We start from the raw sequence: 26,941 nt of genomic DNA on the forward strand, positions 1-26,941 counted from the left end.
CAAATGAGCATTCCGTCCGCCGCAGTCACAGGTCCGCGACGCCTTCTAAAGCGTGTGCGCGACGTCATGGCTGGACCGGGGACTGCTGAAGAACGCCTCGGACAGATTGTGACCATCATTGCTGCTGATATGGTGGCAGAGGTGTGCTCGGTCTATGTGATGCGGGCGGGCGAAGTGCTGGAACTGTTTGCGACCTGTGGTCTGTCCAAGGAAGCAGTTCACTTGACCCGCCTTCGGGTGGGCGAGGGGATTGTTGGTTTTGTCGCCGCACATGCCCGCCCGCTTAACCTAAAGGACGCGCAAGGCCATCCGAACTTTGCCTATCGTCCGGAAACCGGCGAGGAAATCTATCATTCGATGATCGGTGTGCCGATCCTGCGCGGTGGCCGCATTATCGGCGTGCTTGCCGTGCAGAACCGGACCGAGCGCCTTTATTCCGAGGACGAGCAGGAAGCGCTTGAAAACGTCGCCATGGTGCTGGCCGAAATGGTCGCCGGTGGCGAACTTGTCAGCCGCGAGGAACTGATCCCGGCCGACGGCATTGCGTTGTTGCCGCTGCGTCTGGGCGGGGCGCGTCTGGCGCCGGGGATTGGCAAGGGCATTGCCGTATTGCACGAACCGCGCATCGTCATTGACCGCATGGTTTCTGATGACCCGGAAGAAGAACTGACCCGTCTGCGCGAAGCCATGCACGGCCTTCAGAACCATCTTGATAAGATGCTGGAAGCTGTTTCAGGCATCAACGGCATGGATGAAGGCGATGATCCGGGTGATATCCTTGAAGCCTATCGCATGATTGCCCAGGATACCGGCTGGCTGAACCGCATTACCGAGGCGGTGCATACGGGCCTGACGGCCGAGGCCGCGGTTCAGAAGGTTCATGACGATACCCGTGCGCGCATGGCACAGGTGACCGACCCCTATTTGCGCGAACGGTTGCACGATCTTGAAGATCTGGCCAACCGGCTGTTGCAGCATCTTTCGGGGCAGTATCAATCCCCGGCCTTTGGCGATCTGCCCGATGATATCATTCTGGTGGCGCGCAATATCGGCCCGGCAGAACTTCTTGATTATGATCATACCCGTCTGCGCGGTCTTGCCCTTGAAGAAGGGTCGCACACCTCGCACGTCGCAATCGTTGCGCGCGCCCTTGATATCCCGGTTCTGGGTGGGGTCAAAGGGGTGCTTGATAAGGTCGAGGCCGGTGATCCGCTGATTGTCGATTCCGATAACAGCCAGCTGTTCGTTCGGCCAAGCGAAGACGTGCGCGCAGTGATTGACGGCGCGTTGCGCGCCCGGGCAGAGCGAAAGGCGCTTTATGCCCAGATGCGTGACCTTCCGGCGGAAACGACCGACGGGGCGGAGATTTCACTTAACGTGAATGCCGGGCTTTTGATTGATGTTCCGCATGTGATTGAAAGCGGGGCCGACGGGATTGGCCTCTATCGGACGGAAATTCCGTTCATGGTGCGATCCGCCATGCCTGACATTACCGATCAGACCCGGCTTTATGACCGTATTTTCGAACAGGCCGAAGGCCGACCGGTGGTTTTCAGGACTCTTGATGTGGGTGGTGACAAATTGCTGCCCTATTGGGAGGATATGACAGAAGAGAATCCGGCGATGGGCTGGCGATCGATCCGGATTACACTGGATCGTCCGGCGGTGCTTGTGCATCAGTTGCGTGCACTGATCCGGGCCGGGCATGACCGCGATCTTTATGTCATGTTCCCGATGATCGCCGAAGTTGCTGAATTTGATCAGGCAAAGGCGGTTCTTGATGAGCAGCTCAAACGTGAAGCCGTACGCGGATTTATCCCGCGCAAGGTTGAAGTCGGAGCAATGCTTGAAGTCCCCGCCCTGATCTGGCAGGCTCCGGCCTTGCTGCAACGGGTTGATTTCCTCTCGGTTGGGACGAATGATCTGTTGCAGTTCATGTTTGCTGCTGACCGCGGCAATCCAAGGATCGAGGGCCGGTATGACACGCTGTCACCAAGTGTGTTCGCATTCATGCGCCAGTTGGTGACACTGTGCGATCAAAAGGACGTTCGCCTGACCATCTGTGGTGAAATGGCGGGACGTCCGCTTGAGGCGATGGCCCTTATCGGTTTGGGAATTAAACGCTTGTCGATGGCGCCTGCCTCTGTTGGTCCGGTCAAGGAAATGGTCAGAAGCATGTGTAAGTCTGAAGTCGAGAGTTATATTCTGACGATAATGGATAATCCGACCAGATCATTGCGTTCGCGTCTTAAGGCTTTCGCAATAGATCACGGTGTAAAACTTTAAAAACAATCGCTTTTGGTGGGGATATCTGCTAGTTTTATTGCTAGATCGTAACGTGGGGGTGCGCAGTTGGCGATCAAAAAGCGAAAGGAAGATCATTTGGATGACGAAACCCGAGAACGCCTTCGTTTCAGGCCTTTGTCCGGGGATTCGTCTGCAAATGACAGTGTGATGGACGAACATAAAGACCAGATCGGTGGTTATACCGAGGTCGGGAGCCTTTTAAAGGCGACCCGCGTTGGTTTGGGGCAAACAGTCGAAGACGTTTGCCGCATGCTTCGTATTCGCAAAATTTACATCGAAGCCATTGAATGCAGCGACTATGCGGCATTGCCGAATGGTCCTTATGGCCTTGGCTTCGTAAAGGCATATGCCGAACATCTTGGACTGGACGGTGCAGAAATCGCACGTCGCTTCCGCGCAGAAAGCAATGCGCCGGCCGTGCGTAGTGAACTGTCCTTCCCAAAACCCGTACAGGAAAGCCGTGTACCCGGTGGGGCGGTATTGCTGATCGCGGTTATGCTTGGTCTTGGTGCTTATGGCGGATGGTACTACCTGTCGAGCCAGGGCAAAACCATTGCCGATCTGGTTGATCCGTTGCCAGAGCGGCTTGCAAGCTACTCGACAACGGCAAGCCAGGATTTAGCGCCGCGTAATCTTGAAAACGCCGCAGATGCACAGGCCGCCGAGGCAGAAATAACAACGCCTGCACCGGTCATTGCCGATCAGGAGGTACCAGTTGCCTCTGCACCGGAAAGTGCCGGCAGCACGGATGCACCGGTTGAAGAAACCACCGTTTCCGAGGCCCCGGCCGCAGAACCAGCATCTGAACCCGTAGCCGAAGTCGCAGAAGCAACCGAAGAACCGGCAGAAGCACCAGTCGTGTCCGAGGAAGTTGCTGAGGCCCCGGCGCAGGAAGCTGCACCCGTTGCCAACGAAGTGGTAACCACCACAGAACAGGCACCGGTTGAAGCCGAAGTCGCAGAGGCACCAGCCGCAGAAACGCCGGCTGCACCGGCAGCGGAAGTTGCATCGGTTCCCGCGGCACCCGAAGTTGACGAGGCCGGTGGCGCACGCGTATTTGGCGCGGTCAATGTTGATAGCCGTGTCACCATTTCGGCGGTGGAAACCAGCTGGGTTCGTATTCGCGAGGCAGATGGCAATGTTCTGCTGACCCGGATGCTGACAGCCGGTGATACCTATATGGTGCCGAATCGTGACGGTTTGAAACTTGAAGTCGGCAATGCCGGTGCCCTGACCTACAGCATTGATGGTTCCGAAGCCCAGCCGGTTGGGGAATATGGCGCGGTGATTTCGGACTTCTCGCTTGATGTTGGTGATCTGACCCAGGCAGAAGAACCAACCGTTCAATAGGTTTGGCCAACGCCTGCGGGCGATGAAAACAGACAAAATGCGAAAGGCGATCCGAACGGGTCGCCTTTTTCGTGACAGCTATGCGAAATCTGGCGGAAAATCTGTTAGCCAACGGTTTCTAAACCGCGTTTGATAAGCTATATACACCCCCAAGACATCTAAAACATTTTGGAACCGGAAATGAGCGTCCGCCCATATCGCGATATTGAACGCCGTCAAAGCCGCAAAATCCGTGTCGGTGACGTGGAAGTTGGCGGGGATGCACCGATCTCGGTGCAGTCGATGACCAACACCCTGACCACCGATGTGAACGCGACCGTTGCGCAGATCCATCGACTGGAAGAAGCCGGTGCGGATATCGTTCGTGTGTCCTGCCCGGATCGGGAATCAACCGCGGCCCTGAAAGACATCATCAAACAGGTGCATGTCCCGATCGTGGCCGACATCCATTTCCATTACAAACGCGCGATCGAGGCCGCCGAGGCAGGGGCCGCATGCCTGCGCATCAACCCGGGCAATATCGGATCGACCGAACGTGTGCGTGAAGTTGTAAAGGCCGCCAAGGATCATGGCTGTTCGATGCGCATTGGTGTGAATGCCGGGTCGCTTGAGAAGGAATTGCTGGAACGTTACGGCGAACCATGCCCAGAGGCGATGGTCGAAAGTGCGTTGAACCACGCCAAAATTCTTGAAGATCAGGATTTCCGTGAATTCAAAATCTCGGTCAAGGCATCTGACGTATTCCTTGCTGTTGCCGCCTATTACGGCCTGGCCGAGGCATGTGACTATCCGCTGCATCTTGGCATCACCGAAGCCGGTGGTCTGCGCGGTGGCACGGTGAAGTCTTCCATCGGCATGGGCAACCTGTTGTGGGCGGGTATTGGTGACACCTTGCGCGTTTCGCTGTCTGCCGATCCGGTTGAGGAAATCCATGTTGGTTTTGATATCCTGAAATCGCTGGGGCTTCGCACCCGTGGGGTTCAGATCATTTCCTGCCCGTCTTGCGCGCGTCAGGGCTTTAACGTGGTTGAGACCGTGGCAGAGCTTGAAAAGCGCCTTGCCCATATCTCGACCCCGATTTCGCTGTCGATCATTGGCTGTATCGTCAATGGCCCGGGCGAAGCGCGTGAAACGGATATCGGGCTGACCGGTGGCGGTGGTGGGAACCACAAGATGTATATTTCCGGCCGCCCGGATCACAATATCAGCACGGAAAAGATGGTCGACCATATCGTCGAACTGGTCGAAGAACGTGCTGCCAAGATCGAAGCCGAAGAAGCCGCCAAGAAAACCGCGGCGGAATAGCAAGGCAGTATTGACTACTTTTGGCTTTCCGCCACACCGGCGGAAAGCTATTTTCATGTTCGCATGTGTTTGCGCCGATTGACGTTTCGCGCAAATATCTGGAATTCAAGTTAGATCGGAGACCCAAAGTGGCATCGCTTCAACCCGTCCGTGGCACGCACGACCTTCTGCCGGAACAGAACCGTCTGCAGGATTACATCGCGAATACCGCACGCGAAATCGGCGAGTTGTATGGCTACCATCGCATGACCACGCCGATCTTTGAATTTACCGAGGTGTTTGCACGCACCCTTGGCGACACGTCCGACGTCGTCACCAAGGAAATGTACACCTTTGAGGATCGCGGTGGCGAACAGATTACCCTTCGTCCCGAAGGAACGGCGGGTATCGCGCGTGCCTATATTTCCAACGGCATGCAGCAGATGTCACCGGTCAAGGTCAGCTATTATGGCCCGATGTTCCGTTATGAACGCCCGCAAAAAGGCCGTCAGCGCCAGTTCCACCAGATCGGTGCCGAACTGCTTGGCGTCGAACAGGTCGCGGGCGATATCGAAATGATTGGCTATGGTGCGCATATCCTAAAGGCCCTTGGTCTTTGGGACAGCATCACGCTTGAACTTAACACCCTTGGTGACCCGGAAAGCCGTGCGGCGTATCGCGATGTGCTGGTTGATTACTTCAAGGGCCATTTTGACAAGCTGTCGGAAGACAGCCGTTCGCGCCTTGAAAAGAACCCGCTGCGGATCCTTGATTCCAAGGACGAAGGCGATCGCGAACTGGTGGCCAATGCGCCGCTGTTTGCCGAATACCTCAACGAGCATTCCAAGGAATTCTTCAAGGCTTTGACCGAGGGCCTTGGCGATATCGGCATCAATTACGAGCTGAACCCGCGTCTTGTGCGTGGTCTTGATTATTACTGCCACACCTGTTTCGAGTTCACCACCAACACCCTTGGTGCGCAGGGTACTGTCATGGCCGGTGGCCGTTATGACGGGCTGATTTCGACCATGGGTGGTCCGCAGACGGCCGGTGTTGGCTGGGCCGCGGGTGTTGAACGCCTGGCATTGATGGTGGGCGAAGCCCCGGCGGGTGCACGCCCCGTGGCGCTGATCCCGATGGGCGACGCGGCCGAGGCCAAATGTCGTACCCTTGCCCAGACCCTGCGCGAGGCGGGTGTTGCGGTCGAGCTTGGCTATTCCGGCAACATGAAAAAACGCATGAAACGTGCGGACAAGGCCAATGCCTGCAAGGCGGTCATCCTTGGGGATGATGAACTTGCCAAGGGTGTGGCTCAGTTGCGCGACCTTGACAGTGGCGAGCAGCAGGAAGTGGCGCTTGATCAACTGGCTGATGTGATCGGCAAAAAGTGAGAATGGTGTGACGGACGCGATTTCGCATGAGGATGCCGGGGATTGGCCGCTGGATCGCCTGATGGTGATCGGCACCAATCATCGGCGCTCAAGCGAGGATACCCGCGACCGTCTTTTCATCGAAGAAGCCCGTCTGCCACAGTTCTTGGCCGCCATTGAACAGGCCCGTTTGGGTCAGGCGGTCGTCGTTTCGACCTGCAATCGCACCGAAGTGCATCTTTTGGCGTCCGAGGCCGAACGCGGGCGTGAACGCCTGATTGATCTGATGTCGCTTTGGGCGGATCTGGATCGGGATCAGCTTGCGACCGAGCTTTACATCCGGTCTGGCCGGGATGCGCTTCGCCATATGTTTGCCGTTGCGGCGTCACTCGACAGTCTGGTGATTGGCGAGCCCGAAGTATTTGGTCAGGTCAAGGATGCCCATCGGATCGCGCGCAAGCATGATCTGGTCGGGCGTGAGTTGGAACTGGTCTATCAGACGGCCTATGCCATTGCCAAAAAGGTCCGCAATCAAACCGGGATCGGGCAGGGGGCTGTATCAATTGCTGCCGCAGCGCAATCGGTTGCGCGCGACCTGCATGGTGACCTTGGTGACTGTACCCTGCTTTTGGCGGGTGCCGGCGACATGGGGGAACTGATCGCCGCATCGCTGGCAGAACGGGGCATCGGACGCATTCTGGTAACAGATCGCTTGGCAGCCCGTGCGCGTCTGGTGGCGCGCAGGCTGGATTGCCACTGGTCGGAAATCGATGATCTGGATCGGCTTCTGGCCGAGGCCGACCTTGTTCTTACCGCAGGTGGATCGCGGCGTTACATGATCGACAAGGATCGTGCGATGGCGGCGGTCAAACGTCGCCGGTTCCGTCCGGTTCTGATGATCGATACGGCCGTGCCGGGGGATATTGATCCGCAGGTCGACGAGATTGACGAGGTTTTCTTTTACCGGATCGAGGATTTGGAAAAGATCGCCGCCGAAGGGCGTGGCGGCCGTGAAGAAAAGGCCGATCAGGCTTGGGCGTTGATCGAAGCGGAAATTGATAACTTTGTGCGTGATCGTGCGCAGCGCGCAGCCGTGCCGGCAATCGCCGATCTGCGCAAACGGTTTGAAGCGGTGCGCGCAGATGCGTTGGCCGAAAGTCATGGGGACGCGGAAAAGGCGACAAGGCTTTTGATCAATCGCCTTTTGCATACGCCGACACAGGCATTGAAAGATTTGGCGACGACAACAGACGGTGCGGGCACCGTGGAATGGGTCAAGGCCCAGAAACTGCTGTCGCGCCTGTTTGAACTTGAAGACAAGCCGCTTGGCCGCGATGACGTGCCCGGCGACCCTGAACAGGAGAATAAAGAGTGAGTTTGGACCTTGGGAAACTCGAAGGCGTTACACGCCGGTTCGACGAACTCAATTCGCTTCTTTCAAGCGGAGAGCTTGATGGGGATGGCTTTTCCAAGCTGTCGCGCGAACATGCAGAACTGGCCCCGGTGGTCGAGGCGATTGAGGCATATAAAAAGCTTCTAAACGATCTGGAAGAAGCCGAGGAAATCCTGGCCGATCCGCAAAGCGATCGCGATATGCGCGAAATGGCCGAGGCCGAAAAATACGACATTCAGGATAAGCTGCCCGAGGCAGAGCGTCAGATGAAGCTGATGCTGATCCCGAAAGATACGGCCGACACCAAGAACGCCATCCTTGAAATTCGCGCTGGCACCGGCGGTGAAGAAGCCGCCTTGTTTGCCGCTGATTTGTACCGCATGTATCAGCGTTACGCCGAAGGGCGCGGCTGGAAGTTCGAGCAGATGGATGCCAGCGAAAACGATCTTGGCGGTTTCAAGGAAGTCATCGTCAACGTGTCGGGTACCGATGTGTTTGCCCGTCTGAAGTTTGAAAGTGGCGTGCATCGCGTGCAGCGCGTGCCGGTGACCGAAGGTGGCGGGCGTATTCATACATCGGCCGCGACCGTGGCCGTGCTGCCAGAGGCCGAGGAAGTTGATATCAAGATCGATCCGAAGGATCTGCGCATTGATACCTATCGATCGCAGGGCGCGGGGGGGCAGCACGTTAACACCACCGATAGTGCTGTGCGCATTACCCATATTCCGACCGGTGTGGTTGCCGCCAGCCAGGAAGCAAAGTCGCAGCACAAGAACAAAGAAAAAGCCATGAAGATGCTGATGTCGCGTCTTTATGATCAGGAACGCGAAAGCAAGGACAGCGAACGTGCGGCCGACCGTAAATCACAGGTCGGGTCGGGTGACCGCTCGGAACGCATTCGCACCTATAACTTCCCGCAAGGGCGCGTGTCAGATCATCGCATCAACCTTACACTTTATCGCCTGGATGATTTTATTGCCGGTGGTCCGGCGGTTGATGAAATGATTGATGCCCTGATCGCCGAGGAGCAGGCCCAGAAGCTTGCCGAAATTGAAAGCTGATCATGCCTTCTGACACCCCATCGACCCTTGGCAGCCTGATGGCTGAGGCCGTCACGGCCTTAACCGATGCCGGTATTGAAAACGCGCGGATGGATGCGCGTATTCTTCTGGCACGGGCCGCGGGTGTTGATGGGGGCCGGATCAGTGCATGGCCCGAAGATATCGTGCCTGATGACAAGGCGGAAACCTTTCGGGGCATGATTGCACGCCGTCTTGGGCATGAACCGGTCGGTCGTATATTGGGCGAACGTGATTTCTGGCGCCATACTTTCAAGCTGTCACCCGAAACGCTTGAGCCCCGCCCCGATAGTGAAACACTTGTCGAATGGGCAATTGATTTCCTTGAGGATGCCGATGCGCCGCGGATTGTTGATTTCGGCACCGGGACGGGGTGTTTGTTGTTGTCGGCGATTGGCGATCTGCCGGGGTCGACTGGCATAGGACTTGATCTAAGCGCGGGGGCGGTGGCCTGTGCGCGTGAAAATGCCAAGCTGCTTGAGCTTGATGACAGCGTCGAATTCCGCGTCTCGGATTGGGACAGCGCCCTTGATGAAAAAGACCGGGCGGAGGGATTTGACCTTGTAATGTCAAACCCGCCCTACATCACAGCCGACGAAATGACGACCCTGTCGCCGGAGGTGCAAAAATTTGACCCCCGTCTTGCCCTGACCGATGAGGGGGATGGCTTGGCGGCCTATCGCGTTTTGTCGCGTGTCGCGTTTGATCTGGCAAAGCCCGGCGGTTTTGTCATCTTTGAAATCGGTCGCGGGCAGGAAAACGATGTCGGCCAGATGCTGGTTGAGGCCGGTTTTGTCGGGGTGGAGTATCGCGAAGACCTTGGCGGAATTGTCCGCTGCGTTGCGGCAAAGAAAACCCGTTGTTCCGTCGGACGTTGCGTAATCTGATATTTCCGCACCTGTGATGTAAAAAAAGCGCAGGCGAGTGAAAAAAACAGTTGGAATAACCGATCAAGCCATATAGGTTGAATCGAACGGGCCGGGTGCCCAACGCGCTTATGAAAGCGCCGTGTTCCCCTGTAAACAGTCGACAATCTCCGTTCCTTTCAAGGTTCCCGGCAGGTTTGTAAAAATAATGCCGTGATCGGCGCTGTTTAGCGGGAAATATGTTTTTCAGACGGAGTGGTTCCGGAGCCGATGATGCTACCGGATTGTCCTTCAACACCAAAGTCATGTTGATATGAGAAATAACAATAAACGTCCGCGCGGACGGCAACAGTCGAATAAACGTCCAGTAAATCCAAAATTTCAGAATTTTGACAGTAATGGACCGGATGGCCGCGTACGCGGTAACGCCCAACAGGTCTATGAAAAATACATTTCCCTTGCGAAGGATTGCACCGACGATCCGGTTCTTGCGGAAAACTTCTATCAGCACGCGGAACATTACCACCGCATCCTTCAGGCTGCCCAGGAATGGGAAAACCAGCGCCGTGAGGAACGTGGTGGTGACAATAATCGTCAGCGCAACAATCGTGGCCGTGACGACCGCAGTGATGGCCAGTCAAATCAGAACGATGATCAACAGGGTGACGCCAACGAAAACGCAGACTCTGCGTCAAACAATGGCGATGACAACACCCCGGTAGAGGCAGAAAACACTTCTGCTGAAACGTCGGAAGATGATGGTGGCCGTCCGAAACGCGCGCCGCGTGCGCGTCGTTCGGATGCACGTGGTCCGGGCCGTGGTCGCCCGCGGAAATCAGATGATGACGCCAGCGCAGAGGAAAGCGCACCGGCAGAAGCATCTGGTGATGATGCACCGGCAAGTGCCGACAAAACCGACACTGCCGAGCAGGGCGAAGACGGTGAAAAGAAACCGCGCCGTGCCGCAAGCGGTACCGCACGTACCCGTGGTCGCCATCCGACCGCCCGCCGCGGTCGTAGCCGCGCAGCAGGTCGCGATGACGAAGAAGGTGCCACCTCTGACGAAGGATCCGAGCCGGTTTCGGCCTGATCTGACCCGAGGCGGTCTTTCAACATGACAAACACCCCTGCAAGCCCGTCGCTTGCAGGGGTGTTGTCGTTTGGACCATCTGTAAAACCGCGCATTCCCCCAAAGACTCAGTGCTTTAAGGGGCATAAAACTGTATAAGCATATAATTGAACATTCCGTGCAACCTTCGATTATTTTTCGCGCGGGTGCTGGGACAAATCATCAATAAAACCGTGGAAGCAAGATCGGGATAAAAGAACCGGCATCTTTTCACGGTGCAGGCGCATTCGTGGGGAGTGATAGATGGGGACTGGCTTATTTCGGGTCGTCATGGTTTTGCTGTGGGCTCTTGGCGGTATGGTTATCGCCCTTGGGCTGTTTAACGGTGATTACGAGTTGGCCCTGTTGGGGGCTGTCTGTTTCATCGTCCCGATGTTCATTCCGCTGGTTGTCATCATCCTGAACCGAATGAAGCCATCATCATCGTCCAAATCGCAAAAGAAGAAACTGGGCGGAAAAGGAGCTGGTGGTCGTGGCGAGGGCGCGTGGGCCACTCTTGAAGACCTTAACGGTCGTAAGCTGCTTGAAAGCAATCCGTCCTTCGTTTTGGGGCGTTGGGGGGATGACAAGCGCCTGATCGGGGCCAAGGGCCTTAAGCGCGTCATTACCTTTTCGACCAAACCCGAAGAATTCTATCGCGCCTCGGCAGAGCCAAACGCGCTTTTGCATACCGGCAATCTGTTTGTCTATGAGCGCCATGGCAGCATCTTTCGCGCCATACATGATCGCCGTACCAAGCTTGGACAAAGACTGATTGTCATTGATCCGCACAAACAAACCGGTGTCGAAACCCAACAGTTCAATCCGTTCGATTTCATCCGCCAGCAGGGGGAAGGAATGATCACGGATACCGGCTTTATCGCCGATACACTTTTGGCACCGGTATTTGTCAAGGAACTCGATGAACAGGAAGTCCGTATTGCCAGGACGTTGTTGCAGGGCTTTATCGTTTACACGATCCAGCGCAGTGCCAAGGAAGACCGCAACCTTGCCGAGGTACGCCGCAACCTGATCATGCCATCGCACCGGTTCTACAAAACCCTTGAAGAACTCATGGGGATTGAGTCTGCGGATGGCCGCATATCCGAGGTCGCGCTGAATATCCTTGATATGACCGAAGATCAGCGGATGAAGATCATCGAGGCCTGCCGTGCCGCCACCGAAGAATTCGACAATCCGCAAATCGCACGTCTGGTCAGCAAAAGCAGCTTCACACTTGAAGACATCAACAGTGGCCCGGTTTCGATCTTTATCGTCGGTCAGCTTGGCGGTGATAACCCGGAAGTTCAGCCATCCTTCAGCCGCGTGATGCTGACAGGCATGATGAACCTGCTTAATCAGCGTGGCTGGAAGTCGGGCGATCCGGAATTTCTGGTTTTGTTGGATGGGATCGAAAATGTTGGCCGGATGCCCTTGTTCGAGCGCCTTCTGGGCGGCGGATACGGCGAGGGCATGATTGTCTGGCCGGGGTTCTCTGGTGTCAGTGGCCTGATGGATGTTTGCCTGAACTGGGAAAACGTCGTCGGCCGGGTGGACGCGATTTCGGTTCTGAGTCAGGAAGGGGCGTTTAACCTGGATTGGGTTTCGGGCCTGACGGCAATGTCGAAATTTGATGACACCGGTGGTGGCAAGGATACCAGCCGCCCGGTGCATTTGCGGTCTCAGGATAATCAGCCCATCCTGCGGTCAGCCGAAGTGGCGCGCTTTCCCAAGGAAGAACAGATATTGTTCCGCAAGGGATGCCCGCCTATTCGTGCGCACCGCATTGATTGGTATCATGACGAGATGTTCAAGGGCATCGCCGTACACGCCCCGACATTCAATTCCGGGAACTGATCACCGGCCCTTAGGCGACCGTCACGGTCAGCTTGTCACCCGGTGTGATCATGCCGTCTTCAAGCGCTTCGATGTAAATCCCCATATAAAGGTGGTTTACCCCTTTGCGCAGCATCAGCGGCACATTGATGTCGGAAATTGCCGTGTCGGGATTAACGCTTGTTGCCTTGCAGCGCGTGATCGGATGCACGACGCGGAACGACACATCATTGATCTTGATGATCTTGTCTTCGTTCCATTCAAGCTCTTTCCACGGCTCCAACCCGTCAATCAACAGGTTGCCGCGAAAACGCATCGGATCGATTTCGCTTTGGACGATGCGCGACCCGAAATCACGGATCGATGCCAGGTTCAGCAGCGATATGTAAGGTTCCTTCATGTCGCCGAAATTCGTATCGGGAACTGAATAGATCTTGGGCGTGCCGGCAATCTCGTTTTTCAGAAACGCCTTGAGGAAATCCTCAACCACGGTGCGGCCCATGCTATCGTCCAGCTTGCCTTTGCAGATGGCGCGGCCATTTCGAAGGATGGTAAGGGTGCAGGTGACGTCGTCATATTCGGTGCCGATTTCAGCAAGCTTTGGCGTGTTGACCAATTGCAGGAAGTTGCTTTTGCGGGCCCATTCATGAACGCCTTCTTGTCCGACAGATGATTGGGTTGCAATCACAAAGCGACGATCATCGGTAATCATGTGGTGTGCGCTGATTTTTGCCTGTTTAAGGTCAACACCGCGCATTCCCTTGACCGGGTATCTTTTGATGGCTTTGAGTTCGATCGTCATGATCACTATTCCTGTATGGCGCTTTGGCATGCCGGAAAAACGGGACGAATGGCATGTCTGGTTTGTTTATTCGGGCGACGTTAGAACGTTGTTTTGCCAAGGGCAACCCCGAAGGGACTAGCTGGCAATGTCCTTAGTTCAGTATCCTCATATGATATCTAGAATAATGACAGAAAGTTGTGCTGCGGTGCACAAATAATTCTTGCAACTTTTGTAGGGGTATATGGTTGCAAACACGCTAGACTGAGACATATCAATGTTGTCGCTGTCGAAATAATCTATAATTTTAGAATTCGGTAATGACACCAATGCCGTGGACGCTTCCAAGAAGGTCCACATCGTTTGAATACTGTTGGCTCAAGGAGTGACAGGAATGGAATTTGAAAACTTTACGGATCGGTCAAAAGGTTTTCTGCAATCAGCGCAATCGCTTGCGTTGCGTGAAAGCCATCAACAATTTGTCCCGATTCATCTGCTTAAGGTGCTGCTTGATGACGAAGAAGGTCTGGCAGCCAATCTGATCAAGGCGTCCGGCGGTAAGCCCAAGCTTGCCCAGGAACGGTGCGCGCAGGAACTGGCGAAATTGCCAAAGGTTTCCGGCGGCAATGGTCAGATTTATCTTTCATCTGAATTTGCCCGCCTGATTGATCAGGCACAGGAAGTCGCCAAGAAGGCCGGTGACAGCTTTGTCACGGCTGAACGGTTGCTTCTGACCATTGCACTTGATCCGAAGTCAACCGCAGGCAAGGTGCTGGCAGACGCCGGTGTTACCGCACAGGCGCTGAACGGTGCGATCAATGACATCCGCAAGGGCCGGACGGCAGATAGTGCGGGTGCCGAGAACCAGTATGACGCGCTTAAGAAATATGCCCGTGACCTGACCGAGGCCGCGCGCGAAGGTAAACTTGATCCGGTCATTGGCCGTGATGAAGAAATCCGTCGTGCGGTGCAGGTTCTGTCACGCCGGACCAAGAACAACCCGGTTCTGATTGGTGAGCCCGGGGTTGGTAAAACCGCAATTGCCGAAGGTCTGGCACTGCGTATCGTCAAGGGTGACGTTCCCGAAACGCTTAAGGACAAGAAACTTCTGTCGCTTGACCTTGGTGCGTTGATTGCCGGTGCGAAATTCCGCGGTGAATTTGAAGAACGCCTGAAAGCGGTCCTGAGCGAGATTGAAACAGAGGCCGGTCAGGTCGTCCTGTTCATCGACGAATTGCACACTCTTGTCGGTGCTGGCAAGGCCGAAGGGTCGATGGATGCGTCGAACCTTTTAAAACCGGCTTTGGCCCGCGGCGAGTTGCACTGTGTAGGTGCGACGACTTTGGATGAATACCGTAAGCATATTGAAAAGGACGCGGCCCTTGCCCGTCGTTTCCAGCCGGTATTTGTCAGTGAGCCGTCGGTTTCCGACACGGTATCGATCCTGCGCGGGATCAAGGACAAGTACGAGCTTCATCACGGGGTCCGTATTGCCGATGCCGCACTGGTGGCAGCCGCAACGCTTTCGAACCGTTACATCACGGATCGGTTCCTGCCTGACAAGGCGATCGATTTGATGGACGAGGCATCGTCGCGTCTGCGTATGGAGCTTGATTCCAAGCCAGAGGAAATCGACGAACTGGATCGCCGTATCATCCAGCTCAAGATCGAGCGTGAAGCGCTCAAGAAAGAGCAGGATAGTGCATCCAAGGATCGTCTTGGCCGTCTGGAAAAGGAACTGGCCGAGCTGGAAGGCAAATCTGCTGAGCTGACCGCGAAGTGGGAAGCCCAGAAGAAGGAACTTGCCGCGTCGACCCATATCAAGGAACAGCTTGACCAGGCGCGTGGTGAACTTGAACGTGCGATGCGCGATGGCAAGCTTGATCGTGCCGGACAGCTTCAATACGAAGAAATCCCGGCCCTTCAGGCACTGCTTGAAAAGGCGGAAAACGATCCGTCGCGTGGCATCAAGGAAGAAGCGGTTACCGAAAAACACATCGCGTCCGTGGTTTCGCGCTGGACCGGTATTCCGGTTGACAAGATGCTCGAGGGTGAGCGTGAAAAGCTTCTTGAGATGGAAGATACGCTGCGCAAGCGGGTTGTCGGTCAGGACGATGCCGTTCGATCAATCTCGAACGCGGTGCGCCGCGCGCGGGCTGGCCTGCAGGATCCAAACCGACCGATCGGTTCGTTCCTGTTCCTTGGGCCGACGGGTGTCGGTAAAACCGAGCTGACCAAGGCCCTTGCGCAGTTCCTGTTTGATGATGAACAGGCCATGGTGCGGATTGATATGTCCGAATTCATGGAAAAACATGCGGTGGCCCGCCTGATCGGTGCGCCTCCGGGCTATGTCGGCTATGAGGAAGGCGGTTCCCTGACCGAGGCGGTACGTCGTCGTCCATATCAGGTTGTCCTGTTTGACGAGGTCGAAAAGGCACATCCCGATGTGTTTAACGTCCTTCTGCAGGTTCTTGATGAAGGTCGCCTGACCGATGGACAGGGCCGGGTTGTGGATTTCCGCAACACGCTGATTATTCTGACCTCGAACCTGGGCGGGGAAATCCTTGCCAATCAGGAACCGGGTCATGACAGCGGCGAAGTCCGGGCCCAGGTCATGGAAATCGTTCGGGCATCGTTCCGTCCGGAATTCCTCAACCGTCTGGATGAAACCATCCTGTTCCATCGTTTGCATCGCGATCAGATGAGCAAGATTGTCGATATCCAGCTTGGTCGCCTTGATAAGTTGCTGGTTGATCGCAAAATCACCCTGAAACTTGATGATGCCGCCAAGGACTGGTTGGCTGAAAAAGGCTATGACCCGGTTTACGGTGCCCGTCCGCTCAAACGCGTGATCCAGCGTTATCTGCAGAACCCGCTGGCGATGCAGATCCTCGAAGGCGGGATCAAGGATGGTGACACTGTTCCGGTTTCGACCGAGGCCAATGACCTTTTGCTTAATGGTAAAAAGGTCGAGGTTGTTGAATAAGGTCGCCTGATACCTCACATGCAAAACCCCGGTTGGTTAACCGGGGTTTTGTCTTTTTCGGGCCATGTTTTTTGGCCATTGTCTTGTTTGCTTATACACAACAATCAAAAACCGCAGGGCCGCAGATGCGCAAACGCAATTCCAATTTCCTTTTTAAAACCGGTGCAGTGGCACTTGTCATGGGTGTTATGGCTGCCGGTGCCATCGTTCCCGCAAATGCCCAGTCGTTCTTTGACAAGGCCAAAGAGGCCCTTGGCGATGCGATGAACTCATCGGGGTCGGGAAGCACGGCTGGTGGTTCTGGTTCTGGCGTTTCCGCGCTTTCATCCGACACGGTCGAGCAGGGCTTGAAACAGGCACTTGATATGGGTGTTGAACTGGTCACCGACCAACTTGGCGCGGTTGATGGTTTTAACGCCGATCCGGTTGCGCATATTCCATTGCCCGACGAAGTTCAGACCGCGCAGAAATTGTTAAGCGCGGCGGGGCTTGGCAGCTATGCCGATGAAATCGAATTGCGCATGAACCGCGCGGCTGAACAGACCATGGAGGATGCCGGCGATATTCTGGTCAATGCGGTGCGCCAGATGACGGTCGCCGATGCCAAGGGCATTTTGCAGGGCCCGGATGATGCCGCGACCCAGTATCTGCGCCGCGTGTCGGGAACTGATATCGAAGGGCGTCTACGGCCAGTGATAACCGATGCGTTGTCCGACACCGGGGCGTTATCGCTGTATGATCAGATGCTGGGACAATATGACCAGCTACCGTTTGTGCCGGATCTAAAAGCATCGCTGACGGATCACGCAACCGCCAAGGCGATGGATGGTTTATTCCATTATATCGCCGTGCAGGAAGCCGATATCCGAAGCGACCCGACGCGTTGGACCACCGATATCGTCAAAAAGGTCTTCTCAACCGTAAACTAGGGACGCGCCCTTAGCGGTACTTTTCCGGCAACGGTTCCCAGCGATCGCGCATATCGGCAAGGGTTTCGTCGGGTACCATATGGATACTGCCGAAACGGCCATGGCATTCGACAATCTGCAACAGAATGTCGTGCTTTTCTGCCATGTCGATATAGGCCTTCATTTCCCAGAAACGGGTAAAGGTGTTGGACACAACAACGTCATATCCCTCCGACAGGGCGTTATGGCATTCGGCTTCGCAGCGGGCGTGGGTTTGCGACAGTCGGGTGCCGTCAAACTCGTAAAACCCTTCATGGTCGACCATGAACATGTCGGCTTCCAGATGAACAGCACCAGTCGCCTGACAAAGATTCTTGGCCAATGTTGATTTGCCTGATCCGGGAAGACCCCGGACCAGGGTAAGGGTTTGTTTGATTTCTTTGGGGCGGGTCATCGTCAATCTGGTCTGTCGTTTGGCTTGTTATTGGCCGCTGCGCTTACGCTGATAAAGGCCATCAAGCTGCTTGGCATAGGCTTCGCGGATTTTGTGGCGACGAATTTTCATCGACGGCGTCAGCATTTCGTTGTCGATGGTAAAGGCTGCTTCGGCAAACATGAAGCTGCGCACCTTTTCAATGGTCGACAGGCGTTGATTGACGTGATCAATCGCAGTACGGATGACTTTGCGGAATTCTTCATTTTTGCCAAGGACTTCGATATCGTTGGATAGCCCTTTGTCGCGGGCAAATTCGCGCATGAAGTCTTCGTCCGGCCAGACAACCGCCACCAGATAGGGTTTGTCATCGCCATAGACCATGGCTTGTGAAATCTCGGTCTCGAGCGTCATCAGGCCTTCGATCCGCTGGGGCGAAATGTTGTCGCCGCCGGAATTGACGATGATGTCCTTCTTGCGATCCGTGATCATCAGGCTGCCCTGTTCATCGAACTTGCCGATGTCACCGGTATGCAGCCAGCCATCAATGATGGCGGCAGCTGTCACGTCGGGCAGGTTCCAGTAACCCTTCATCATACTTTCGCCGCGCAAAAGGATTTCGCCATCTTCGGCAATTTTGACCTCGGCACCTACCATGGGCGGGCCGACCGTGCGCAGTTTGTTGTTTTCGGCACGGTTGCACGAAACCACCGGGGCAAATTCGGTCTGGCCATAGCCCTGAAGAATGCGAATGCCGCAAGACACAAACAGAACACCTAGTTCATAATTCAGCGGTCCGCCGCCCGATACCATGGCCTTGATCCGACCGCCAAAACGCTGGCGCAGCTTGCGCCGCAGAAGCAGCTCGCAGGCAAAGTTCTGAAGCTTTTCAAGCAGGTTAAGCCGTTCGCCTTCGTAATTCTTGCGCCCCAGGCGCAGGGTCAGGTCAAACAGCTTTTGCTTGATGCCGCCTTCCTTTTCGACCATGCGGCTCATGCGCTGATATAGCATCTCATACAGGCGCGGCACAGCTGTCATGATGGTTGGGCGGACTTCGGTCAGGTTGGCGGCCAGTTTATCAAGCCCCTCGGCATAATAGATCTGGGCATCAATACTGATCGGGAAATAAAGCCCCGCAGTATGTTCGTATGAATGCGACAGCGGCAGGAAGGACAGGAAGATTTCCTCATCAATGCCAAGGGTTTCGATGATGTCAAACGCCCCCATGCAGTTCGACAGGATCGCCCCATGGCTCAGCATCACACCCTTGGGCGATCCGCCCGTGCCGGATGTATAAATCAGACAGGCCAGATCATCGCGTTTGATCGTTGAAATCCAGGCATCAACGTCATGGGTCAGTCCGCGCCCCTTGGCAATCAGATCGTCCCAGCGTGAAATGGTGATATCACCAACAAAGCTTTGGCCCCATTCTTCCATCATGATCGCATGGCGGCAGCGCCCACTATCAAGGGCGGCGTGCAAAAATGGCTGGGCAAGTTTCTTGGTCGATATGATGGCAATCGCCGCACCACTGTCTTCGATCGCGTGAAGATGGTCGCGCTCGGTATTGGTGGTGTAGGCCGGAACGGTCATTGCGCCAACGCACATGATGGCAAGATCGGCTATGCCCCATTCGGTGCGGTTTTCCGACACCAGCAGAACCCGGTCACCGGGACGCACACCAATGTCATAAAGCGCACGTGCAAGTGCGCGGACCTGATCGGCGGCCTCTTGCCAGGTGGTGGGGACAAATTCCTTGCCTTCGGGGTCCTTGGTCCAAAGAAACGGCGTATCGCCATGTTTCTTCGCCTTGTCGAAAAACATGGTCGGCAAGTTTTGCCAGTCGGCATAATCCTGCAAACTCGTCATGACGTTTCCTTGCCTCACTTTTTGATCCCGGGAACGGGCAATCTTTGCGCTGCCCTGATGGGGACGTTGCAATAAACCTTATACCTGCACAACGGCCGCGCAGATTGGAATAAACGAACGTTCCAAGATGAATTTGTTATCAGGGATTGCACAATTGCGCAGCCTGAAAATGACATTTTAAAGTCCGAATTGTCACCGATATCACAGCAACGTGCGTTTCAATGCCTTGTTCCGGTGCAAGTGTACTGCAAATTGCAGTTTGTTTGGGCTGGATATGGCTTTGCGGTTGTCGATGGTGCAAGGAACGATATGATCGAGCCAGCAATTTGAAACCGTATCTGTCAACAGGTCTGGTGCTATGGCTTTGACAGGCTATATATCGGGTCAGGATGATCAAAGAGACTGTCTGGAGGACAAATGAACGCGATCAACAAGAATTTGCCGACCTGGGATCTGACCGATCTCTATAACGATCTGAAAGACCCGAATATTCGGCGCGATCTTGATGATGCCAAAAGCCGCTCTCAGGCGTTCCAGAAAAGCTATCAGGGCAAACTCAATGACCTGTCGGGCGATGAACTGGCAGCTGCCATTGTCGAATACGAAGCCATCAGCGAAATTTGCGGCAAGATCGGCTCGTTCGCCCAGCTTAAATATGCTGGCGATAGCTCGGACGCGGCCATTGGCCAATTCTATCAGTTCGTTCAGGAAGAAATGACCGGCATTTCCAGCCTGTCGCTGTTCTTTGGTCTTGAGATTAACCGGATCGAAGAAGCATCGCTCGATGCGAAATACGAACAAAGCGAAGCGCTTCGTCGTTATCGCCCGTGGTTGGATGAAAACCGTGCCTTCCGCCCGCATCAGCTGTCGGATGAGGTCGAGCAGGTCCTGCATGAACGCCGCGTTGCCGGATCAGCCGCATGGGTGCGCCTGTTTGATCAGACCATGGCAGAGCTCCGCTTCCCGATTGATGGCGAAGAACTGACCATGTCAGATGCCGCCAACATGCTGTCATCAAGCAAGGTCGAAGATCGCAAGAAAGCCGCGAAATCAATTGGCGACGTTCTGGGCAAGAACATCAAGCTTCTGGCGCACATCACCAATACCCTTGCCAAGGACAAGGAAATTGATGATCGCCTGCGCAAATTCCCAACCCCGGTATCGTCGCGCAACCTGTCCAACCAGGTCGAGGACGAGGTTGTCGATGCGCTGAATACCGCCGTTAAAAACAGCCATGCCGACCTGTCGCATCGTTATTACCGCCTGAAGGCGAAATGGTTCGGTGTTGATCAGCTTGATTACTGGGATCGTAATGCGCCGCTGCCTGATGATGATGATCGTCAGATTGACTGGGATACTGCGCGTTCGACCGTTCTTAAGGCCTATGGCGAATTTTCGCCGGAACTGGCAGAAGTTGGTCAGAAATTCTTTGATAATCCGTGGATCGACGTGCCGCCGCGTGCGGGCAAGTCATCGGGTGCCTTCGCGCATCCGACCGTGCCGTCAGCACATCCTTATTTGCTGCTGAACTATCACGGCAAAACCCGCGATGTGATGACGCTGGCCCATGAGCTGGGCCATGGTGTGCATCAGGTGCTGGCAGCAGAGCAGGGCTATTTCCTGTCTGATACGCCGCTGACGCTTGCGGAAACCGCATCGGTGTTTGGTGAAATGCTGACCTTCCAGTCGATGCTGCGTTCGGAAAGTGATCCGAAGATGAAACGCATCATGCTGGCCGGCAAGGTTGAGGATATGCTCAACACCGTCGTGCGTCAGATCGCGTTCTTTGAATTCGAAAAGCGCGTCCATGAAAAGCGCCGCGAAGGTGAATTGACCGTCGATGAGATCTGCGAGATCTGGATCGCCGTACAGCATGAAAGCCTGGGCGATGCCATCCGTTATGAAGACGAATACAAGTACTACTGGTCTTATATTCCGCACTTCATCCATTCGCCGTTCTATGTCTATGCCTATGCCTTTGGCGATTGCCTGGTGAACTCGCTTTATGATGTTTATCAGGGTGCGGAAGACGGCTTCCAGCAGAAGTATCTTGATATGCTGAAGGCTGGGGGCACCAAACGGCACAAGGAACTTCTGGCACCGTTTGGACTTGATGCATCGGACCCGGCCTTCTGGCAGCTGGGCCTTAATATGATCAAACGCATGATCGACGAGCTGGAGGAGCTTTCCTGAGATGAGTGATAACGACGATGATTATACCGCCGCAAACGAGGAAAACAGGTTTGGCGGGCGGGTTCGTCGTTATGCACGGGTGGGCGCATCGGCCAGCAAGCTGGCCGCGCGCCTTGCCACCGGGAAGATGTTCGGCGGCGAGATTGATCACGCCAAATACGCCGCCGAACTGACTTCTGCCCTTGGTGGGCTCAAGGGGCCGTTAATGAAGGTCGCGCAGATCCTGTCGACCATCCCCGATGCCCTGCCCAAGGAATATACCCAGGCCCTGGCCGAACTTCAGGCCGACGCACCCAGCATGGGCTGGCTGTTTGTCAAACGCCGCATGCGAAGCGAGCTGGGGGCGGGATGGCAATCGAAATTCACCGAATTCAGCCACGATGCGGTGGCGGCCGCGTCACTTGGGCAGGTGCACAAGGCAACACTGCCCGATGGGCGTGATGTGGCGTGCAAGCTGCAATACCCGGATATGTCGGCAACGGTTGAGGCCGACCTTAAGCAACTGCGCGCGGCTTTTGCGATCTATAAGCGCTATGACAGCGCGATTGATGCGCAAAACATTCAGGAAGAACTCACCGCCCGCCTGCGCGAAGAACTCGACTATGAGCGTGAAGCCAAGCATATGCGCCTTTATCGCCATATGCTGGCCGATGTAGATTGCGTTCATGTGCCCGAACCGGTTGATGAGCTGACCACCAAGCGGCTTTTGACCATGACCTGGCAAACCGGGCAGAAGTTCAAACACTTCCTTGAAAGCGATCCCGATCAGGATGCGCGCAATCAGGTGGCGCTTAATATGTTTCGCGCCTGGTATGTGCCGTTTTACCGTTATGGCGTGATCCATGGCGATCCGCATCTCGGTAATTACACCCTGCGGGATGACCTTTCGGTCAATCTTCTGGATTTCGGCTGTATCCGCATTTTCAAGCCCGATTTCGTCAGGGCGGTGATTACGCTTTATGAAGCCCTTCGTGACGAGGACGAGGAAAAGGCTGTTTCAGCCTATGAAAGCTGGGGTTTTGAAAATCCATCACGCGAACTGATTGATGTGCTGAATATCTGGGCCAGCTTTGTGTATGGCCCGATCCTGGATGACCGCGAACGCAAGATGGGTGAAACCAACTCTGTCGCCTATGGCGCAGAGGTCGCGGGCAAGGTTCATCAGGAACTCCGCCGTGTCGGCGGTGTCAAACCACCCCGCGAGTTCGTTCTGGTTGACCGCGCAGCCGTCGGGCTTGGCGCGGTGTTCCTGCGTCTTGATGCAGAGGTGAATTGGTATCGCCTGTTTAACGATCTTGTCGGCGATTTTGACGTGGCAAAACTTGAAGCCCGTCAAAAAGATGCACTGGCCCAGATCGGTTTGGAACGCCCCGACCAATAAGGCGCGCCAGGCGCATTCACCAACATATCCGGACCCAAGCGAGTCGGGTTTTCAATGCAGAGTCGAGTGCCCGTTTGGGCAAACTGCGCGATGGAAAATCCGATTTTTGATGTCTGATCCGGTTTGGTTTCCCAAAAATCGAGAATATTTTTGCGAACCTTTTTGCGTTTGCAACGTTCCCTATTGCGTGCCCATTTGGGAATAAATGAAGACTTGGGCGTTTATTTGTAAGATAATATTCACTTACAACGTGAGGCGAAAACAGGGGAAACTGCCAAAAATCAACGTTCTATTGTGTGACGATCCGGATCAGGACCTGTTCCATAATGGAAATGAAATGTGCGAATTTCCGCACATAATGGATTTTTCGATATATTAACTGATATAAAGTTAAAGTGATTTTTTGTCGGTTTTTCGGATTGTGGTTGCGGATCAGAAATCGCATCTTGCTTTCAACGCAGACATGCAGGGCGTCATTGATTGTTTGTCCTGAGCACCAATGGCGGGTGGGACCTGATATGTCAGCAAGGTTTTTTCCTTGTAATGCGTGGTGGGAAAGTGGGCGGTTTCTTCTGCGATTGCTGAAGAACCGCCTTTTTCTTTTTCGGGCCGCTTTAGGTGTAGGTGTGCTGGCCCGGATGATTTGAACTGGACAAGGGTTGCCCGGTGATCGGTCCAAAAGGAACGCGAAATGACGTTCTGGAACCGGTTGCTTTGAATGAAGACGGATTGTCAAACTGACCAATCATTTAGGGAAGGAGGTCAAACGCGATGAAACTGGCCGTTCCAAAGGAAATATGGCCCGGGGAAAAGCGCGTTGCCGTCACGCCAGAGACCGTAAAAAAGCTTAAGGCTCTGGGGTTTGACGTTGCAATCGAGGCTGGCGCCGGAATAGACGCCGCCATACCGGATGATCGCTTTGTCGATGCTGGTGCAACCATTGCCAAAACAATGAAAACCACCGTGAAGGATGCCGATGTCATCTTCAAGGTGCGCCCACCTGTCATTGACGGCAAAACCAACGAATTAACCGCCTATAAAAAGGGGGCCGCCGTTGTGGCCCTGCTTGAGCCCTATGATCGCAAGGACCTGATCGAGGCGATGGCAAAGGCCGGTGTTGATGGCTATTCGATGGAACTGATGCCGCGTATTTCACGCGCACAGTCGATGGATGTGCTGTCCTCGCAATCCAACCTGGCGGGCTATCGCGCCGTTCTGGATGCCGCCCATGAATTTGGCCGCATCTATCCGATGATGATGACGGCGGCGGGCACACTTGCACCTGCACGCGTTGTTGTTGTCGGGGCCGGTGTTGCCGGCCTTCAGGCGATTGCAACGGCCAAGCGCCTTGGTGCCGTTGTCTCGGCATTTGATGTACGCCCGGCGGTCAAGGAACAGGTTCAATCGCTTGGCGGGACCTTTATTGAAGTCGAAGACGACACGGCATCTGATGCCGAAACTTCCGGTGGCTACGCCAAGGAAATGTCGGACGACTACAAGAAAAAACAGGCTGAAAAGCTGAAAGAGGTTCTGACCAAAACCGACATCGTCATTACCACGGCCCTTATTCCGGGCCGTCCGGCACCGGAAATCGTCACCGCCGATATGGTGGCGGGCATGAAACCGGGCTCGGTCATTATTGACCTGGCGGCTGAGCGTGGTGGCAACGTTGCCGGTGTGAAGCTTGGTGAAACGGTGATGACCGATAATGGCGTCAAGCTGATTGGTCCTGCCAACATCACCAGTTCCGTCGCAACCGATGCAACGGCGATGTATGCCAAGAACCTTTTGAACTTCATCACCCTTTCTGTCGATAAGGACAAAGGCACGCTGTCGTTTAATGGCGAGGACCAGATCATCGCCGAGACGCGCCTGACCCATGATGGAAAGGTCGTTCATCCGAAATTCGGCGGGGAGGAGGTCGCAAATGGCTGATCAATCCGTAGCCCAGAATGCAAATGAACTCCGCGATGCCGCCCTTGGCCTTGCGGAAAAGGCCGCAAAGCTTGCCGATAGTCTGGCAAGTGGTGCGTCCGATGCCGCTGGCACGGCCGCGGTTGCGGTACAGGGATCAGGCGTCAGCCCGACGGTTCTTGGCCTGACCGTTTTCGTCTTGGCCTGCTTTGTTGGCTATTACGTCGTGTGGAAAGTTACCCCGGCCCTTCATTCACCCCTGATGGCTGTGACCAACGCCATTTCGTCGGTGATTATCGTCGGTGCGCTTCTGGCAGCAGGCCCGGTGGAGATGAACTTCTCCAAAATGATGGGCTTCATTGCGGTGGTGTTGGCCTCGGTCAACATTTTTGGTGGCTTCATCGTCGCCCAGCGCATGCTGCATATGTTCAAGAAAAAGAAGTAGGGGGAACACACAATGTCGGAAAACCTATCGGCTTTCCTGTATCTGGTGGCCTCGGTCTGCTTCATTCTTTCGTTGCGCGGACTTTCGTCACCTGAATCGGCCCGGACCGGGAACATCCTTGGCATGGTGGGTATGGCAATTGCCATCTTTACCACGTTGGCAAGCCCGGCTGTGCTGTCATACACAACCATCATCGTCGGTATTCTGATCGGTGGTGCGATTGGTACGGTCATCGCGCTTAAGATCCAGATGACCGCCCTGCCACAGCTTGTTGCGGCCTTCCACTCACTGGTTGGTCTGGCGGCGGTGTTTGTCGCCGGTGCTGCCCTTTATTCGCCGGGTGCCTATGGCATCGGAACGGCGGGCAATATCGGTGCGGCCAGCCTGATTGAAATGGGCCTTGGTGTTGCGATTGGTGCGATTACCTTCACGGGATCCTTGATCGCGTTTGGTAAGTTGCAGGGCATCGTTTCAGGCACGCCTGTCCGGTTCAAGGGGCAGCATATGCTTAACCTTGCCATCGGGATTGCCATTGTTGTCTTCGGCGTCATCCTGGTGGTGACCGAAAGCCATACCGCATTCTGGATCCTTGTTGCACTCGCCCTTGTTTTGGGTGTTACGCTGATCATTCCGATTGGCGGGGCAGACATGCCGGTCGTTGTTTCCATGCTGAACTCATACTCGGGTTGGGCGGCATGTGGCATCGGCTTTACGCTTCAGAACAGTGCGCTGATCATTACCGGTGCGCTTGTCGGCGCGTCGGGTGCGATCCTGTCCTACATCATGTGCAAGGGCATGAACCGCTCGATCTTCAATGTCATCTTTGGTGGCTTTGGCGCAGAGGGCGAAGCAGCCGCCGGTGCAGGCGGTGATGGTGATCGTTCGGTCAAATCCGGATCGGCCGATGATGCCTCCTTCATCATGAAGAACGCATCGAGCGTCATCATCGTGCCGGGCTATGGCATGGCCGTCGCACAGGCACAGCATGCGCTTCGTGAAATGGCCGATATCCTTAAAGCCGAGGGTGTCAAAGTCCGCTACGCCATCCATCCGGTGGCCGGACGTATGCCGGGTCATATGAACGTGCTTCTGGCCGAGGCCAGCGTGCCCTATGACGACGTGCTGGAAATGGAAGAAATCAACCGTGATTTCGGATCGGCTGACGTTGCCTTCGTGATTGGTGCAAACGACATCACCAACCCGGCAGCCAAAACCGACCCGGCAAGCCCGATCTTCGGCATGCCGATCCTTGAAGTCGAAAAGGCCAAAACGGTCCTGTTCGTCAAACGCGGCATGTCAGCCGGTTACGCTGGCATCCAGAACGAACTGTTCTTCAAGGACAACACCATGATGTTGTTCGGCGATGCCAAAAAGATGTGCGAAGAAATCGTCATGCATCTCGACAACTGATCAAACCATCCGGTTTGAAACGACAAAA

General features: G+C 55.1%; 19 protein-coding genes. 16 read left to right on the forward strand and 3 right to left on the reverse strand.

What is annotated here, in order from left to right; all coding sequences use genetic code 11:
- Nucleotides 1-3: 3 nt before the first annotated feature.
- The 9 genes from ptsP (at nucleotide 4) to WBY09_RS07050 (ending at nucleotide 12,614) form a co-directional block, all read left to right on the forward strand.
- Nucleotides 4-2,286 carry a phosphoenolpyruvate--protein phosphotransferase gene (gene ptsP / locus WBY09_RS07010; RefSeq protein ID WP_008891697.1) on the forward strand — a complete coding sequence of 761 codons (2,283 nt, stop codon included), beginning with the start codon at nucleotides 4-6 and terminating at the stop codon, nucleotides 2,284-2,286.
- Nucleotides 2,287-2,454: 168 nt separating this feature from the next.
- Nucleotides 2,455-3,657 carry a helix-turn-helix domain-containing protein gene (locus tag WBY09_RS07015; protein WP_245227650.1) on the forward strand — a complete coding sequence of 401 codons (1,203 nt, stop codon included), beginning with the start codon at nucleotides 2,455-2,457 and terminating at the stop codon, nucleotides 3,655-3,657.
- 180 nt (nucleotides 3,658-3,837) lie between these two features.
- On the forward strand, nucleotides 3,838-4,962 hold the full coding sequence (gene ispG, locus WBY09_RS07020) for a flavodoxin-dependent (E)-4-hydroxy-3-methylbut-2-enyl-diphosphate synthase (protein ID WP_063088957.1): 1,125 nt from the start codon (nucleotides 3,838-3,840) through the stop codon (nucleotides 4,960-4,962).
- Between the two features lie 128 nt (nucleotides 4,963-5,090).
- On the forward strand, nucleotides 5,091-6,332 hold the full coding sequence (gene hisS / locus WBY09_RS07025) for a histidine--tRNA ligase (RefSeq protein ID WP_064779971.1): 1,242 nt from the start codon (nucleotides 5,091-5,093) through the stop codon (nucleotides 6,330-6,332).
- 7 nt (nucleotides 6,333-6,339) lie between these two features.
- The gene (gene hemA / locus WBY09_RS07030; RefSeq protein WP_064779486.1) at nucleotides 6,340-7,686 is read left to right on the forward strand and encodes a glutamyl-tRNA reductase; all 1,347 of its coding nucleotides are present in this window, start codon (nucleotides 6,340-6,342) and stop codon (nucleotides 7,684-7,686) included.
- Nucleotides 7,683-8,765, forward strand: a complete 1,083-nt coding sequence (prfA, locus tag WBY09_RS07035; protein WP_008891692.1) for a peptide chain release factor 1 — start codon at nucleotides 7,683-7,685, stop codon at nucleotides 8,763-8,765. The genes hemA and prfA overlap by 4 nt, the downstream gene beginning before the upstream one ends.
- Before the next feature lie 2 nt (nucleotides 8,766-8,767).
- Nucleotides 8,768-9,670 (forward strand): peptide chain release factor N(5)-glutamine methyltransferase, encoded by a 903-nt coding sequence (prmC, locus tag WBY09_RS07040; protein WP_064779485.1) that lies wholly within the window; start codon nucleotides 8,768-8,770, stop codon nucleotides 9,668-9,670.
- 292 nt (nucleotides 9,671-9,962) lie between these two features.
- Entirely contained in the window at nucleotides 9,963-10,739 is a 777-nt protein-coding gene (locus tag WBY09_RS07045; RefSeq protein ID WP_064779484.1) for a DUF4167 domain-containing protein, read from the forward strand.
- A 282-nt stretch (nucleotides 10,740-11,021) separates the two neighbouring features.
- Entirely contained in the window at nucleotides 11,022-12,614 is a 1,593-nt protein-coding gene (locus tag WBY09_RS07050; protein ID WP_064779483.1) for a type IV secretory system conjugative DNA transfer family protein, read from the forward strand.
- Nucleotides 12,615-12,624: 10 nt separating this feature from the next.
- Here the strand turns inward: WBY09_RS07050 and WBY09_RS07055 are convergent, their stop codons facing one another.
- Nucleotides 12,625-13,395 carry an MOSC domain-containing protein gene (locus WBY09_RS07055; RefSeq protein WP_336232338.1) on the reverse strand — a complete coding sequence of 257 codons (771 nt, stop codon included), beginning with the start codon at nucleotides 13,393-13,395 and terminating at the stop codon, nucleotides 12,625-12,627.
- Nucleotides 13,396-13,768: 373 nt separating this feature from the next.
- On the opposite strand from WBY09_RS07055, the gene clpB reads away from it, so the two are divergent.
- Entirely contained in the window at nucleotides 13,769-16,360 is a 2,592-nt protein-coding gene (clpB, locus tag WBY09_RS07060) for an ATP-dependent chaperone ClpB (protein WP_336232340.1), read from the forward strand.
- A 125-nt stretch (nucleotides 16,361-16,485) separates the two neighbouring features.
- The gene (locus WBY09_RS07065) at nucleotides 16,486-17,289 is read left to right on the forward strand and encodes a DUF4197 domain-containing protein (RefSeq protein ID WP_336232341.1); all 804 of its coding nucleotides are present in this window, start codon (nucleotides 16,486-16,488) and stop codon (nucleotides 17,287-17,289) included.
- A gap of 10 nt (nucleotides 17,290-17,299) precedes the next feature.
- Here the strand turns inward: WBY09_RS07065 and WBY09_RS07070 are convergent, their stop codons facing one another.
- Together WBY09_RS07070 and WBY09_RS07075 are read right to left on the reverse strand one after the other, a co-directional pair.
- The gene (locus WBY09_RS07070; protein WP_008891685.1) at nucleotides 17,300-17,722 is read right to left on the reverse strand and encodes an ATP-binding protein; all 423 of its coding nucleotides are present in this window, start codon (nucleotides 17,720-17,722) and stop codon (nucleotides 17,300-17,302) included.
- Nucleotides 17,723-17,749: 27 nt separating this feature from the next.
- Complete coding sequence (locus WBY09_RS07075) at nucleotides 17,750-19,570, reverse strand: AMP-dependent synthetase/ligase (RefSeq protein ID WP_336232342.1); 1,821 nt, start codon at nucleotides 19,568-19,570, stop codon at nucleotides 17,750-17,752.
- A 417-nt stretch (nucleotides 19,571-19,987) separates the two neighbouring features.
- Here WBY09_RS07075 and WBY09_RS07080 point away from each other — a divergent pair, with 417 nt between their 5' ends.
- From WBY09_RS07080 to WBY09_RS07100, 5 genes are all read left to right on the forward strand, one after another.
- Nucleotides 19,988-21,763 carry a M3 family oligoendopeptidase gene (locus WBY09_RS07080; protein WP_336232344.1) on the forward strand — a complete coding sequence of 592 codons (1,776 nt, stop codon included), beginning with the start codon at nucleotides 19,988-19,990 and terminating at the stop codon, nucleotides 21,761-21,763.
- A 1-nt stretch (nucleotide 21,764) separates the two neighbouring features.
- The gene (locus tag WBY09_RS07085; protein WP_336232345.1) at nucleotides 21,765-23,144 is read left to right on the forward strand and encodes an ABC1 kinase family protein; all 1,380 of its coding nucleotides are present in this window, start codon (nucleotides 21,765-21,767) and stop codon (nucleotides 23,142-23,144) included.
- Between the two features lie 771 nt (nucleotides 23,145-23,915).
- A complete protein-coding gene (locus WBY09_RS07090) occupies nucleotides 23,916-25,079 on the forward strand; it encodes a Re/Si-specific NAD(P)(+) transhydrogenase subunit alpha (protein ID WP_008891681.1) in 1,164 nt (387 codons plus the stop codon).
- On the forward strand, nucleotides 25,072-25,503 hold the full coding sequence (locus WBY09_RS07095) for an NAD(P) transhydrogenase subunit alpha (RefSeq protein ID WP_008891680.1): 432 nt from the start codon (nucleotides 25,072-25,074) through the stop codon (nucleotides 25,501-25,503). The genes WBY09_RS07090 and WBY09_RS07095 overlap by 8 nt, the downstream gene beginning before the upstream one ends.
- A gap of 12 nt (nucleotides 25,504-25,515) precedes the next feature.
- Nucleotides 25,516-26,913 carry an NAD(P)(+) transhydrogenase (Re/Si-specific) subunit beta gene (locus WBY09_RS07100; RefSeq protein ID WP_063088968.1) on the forward strand — a complete coding sequence of 466 codons (1,398 nt, stop codon included), beginning with the start codon at nucleotides 25,516-25,518 and terminating at the stop codon, nucleotides 26,911-26,913.
- Nucleotides 26,914-26,941: the final 28 nt, after the last annotated feature.

It is taken from the genome of Thalassospira sp. CH_XMU1458, from assembly GCF_037027205.1.
In the GTDB taxonomy this organism is placed as follows: domain Bacteria; phylum Pseudomonadota; class Alphaproteobacteria; order Rhodospirillales; family Thalassospiraceae; genus Thalassospira; species Thalassospira tepidiphila.

Coding starts and splice junctions, on each gene's coding strand:
- ptsP (WP_008891697.1), top strand. CDS start 4: ATGAGCATTCCGTCCGCCGCAGTCACAGGTCCGCGACGCCTTCTAAAG.
- WBY09_RS07015 (WP_245227650.1), top strand. CDS start 2,455: ATGGACGAACATAAAGACCAGATCGGTGGTTATACCGAGGTCGGGAGC.
- ispG (WP_063088957.1), top strand. CDS start 3,838: ATGAGCGTCCGCCCATATCGCGATATTGAACGCCGTCAAAGCCGCAAA.
- prmC (WP_064779485.1), top strand. CDS start 8,768: ATGCCTTCTGACACCCCATCGACCCTTGGCAGCCTGATGGCTGAGGCC.
- WBY09_RS07045 (WP_064779484.1), top strand. CDS start 9,963: ATGAGAAATAACAATAAACGTCCGCGCGGACGGCAACAGTCGAATAAA.
- WBY09_RS07050 (WP_064779483.1), top strand. CDS start 11,022: ATGGGGACTGGCTTATTTCGGGTCGTCATGGTTTTGCTGTGGGCTCTT.
- WBY09_RS07055 (WP_336232338.1), bottom strand. CDS start 13,395: ATGACGATCGAACTCAAAGCCATCAAAAGATACCCGGTCAAGGGAATG.
- clpB (WP_336232340.1), top strand. CDS start 13,769: ATGGAATTTGAAAACTTTACGGATCGGTCAAAAGGTTTTCTGCAATCA.
- WBY09_RS07065 (WP_336232341.1), top strand. CDS start 16,486: ATGCGCAAACGCAATTCCAATTTCCTTTTTAAAACCGGTGCAGTGGCA.
- WBY09_RS07070 (WP_008891685.1), bottom strand. CDS start 17,722: ATGACCCGCCCCAAAGAAATCAAACAAACCCTTACCCTGGTCCGGGGT.
- WBY09_RS07075 (WP_336232342.1), bottom strand. CDS start 19,570: ATGACGAGTTTGCAGGATTATGCCGACTGGCAAAACTTGCCGACCATG.
- WBY09_RS07080 (WP_336232344.1), top strand. CDS start 19,988: ATGAACGCGATCAACAAGAATTTGCCGACCTGGGATCTGACCGATCTC.
- WBY09_RS07085 (WP_336232345.1), top strand. CDS start 21,765: ATGAGTGATAACGACGATGATTATACCGCCGCAAACGAGGAAAACAGG.
- WBY09_RS07090 (WP_008891681.1), top strand. CDS start 23,916: ATGAAACTGGCCGTTCCAAAGGAAATATGGCCCGGGGAAAAGCGCGTT.
- WBY09_RS07095 (WP_008891680.1), top strand. CDS start 25,072: ATGGCTGATCAATCCGTAGCCCAGAATGCAAATGAACTCCGCGATGCC.
- WBY09_RS07100 (WP_063088968.1), top strand. CDS start 25,516: ATGTCGGAAAACCTATCGGCTTTCCTGTATCTGGTGGCCTCGGTCTGC.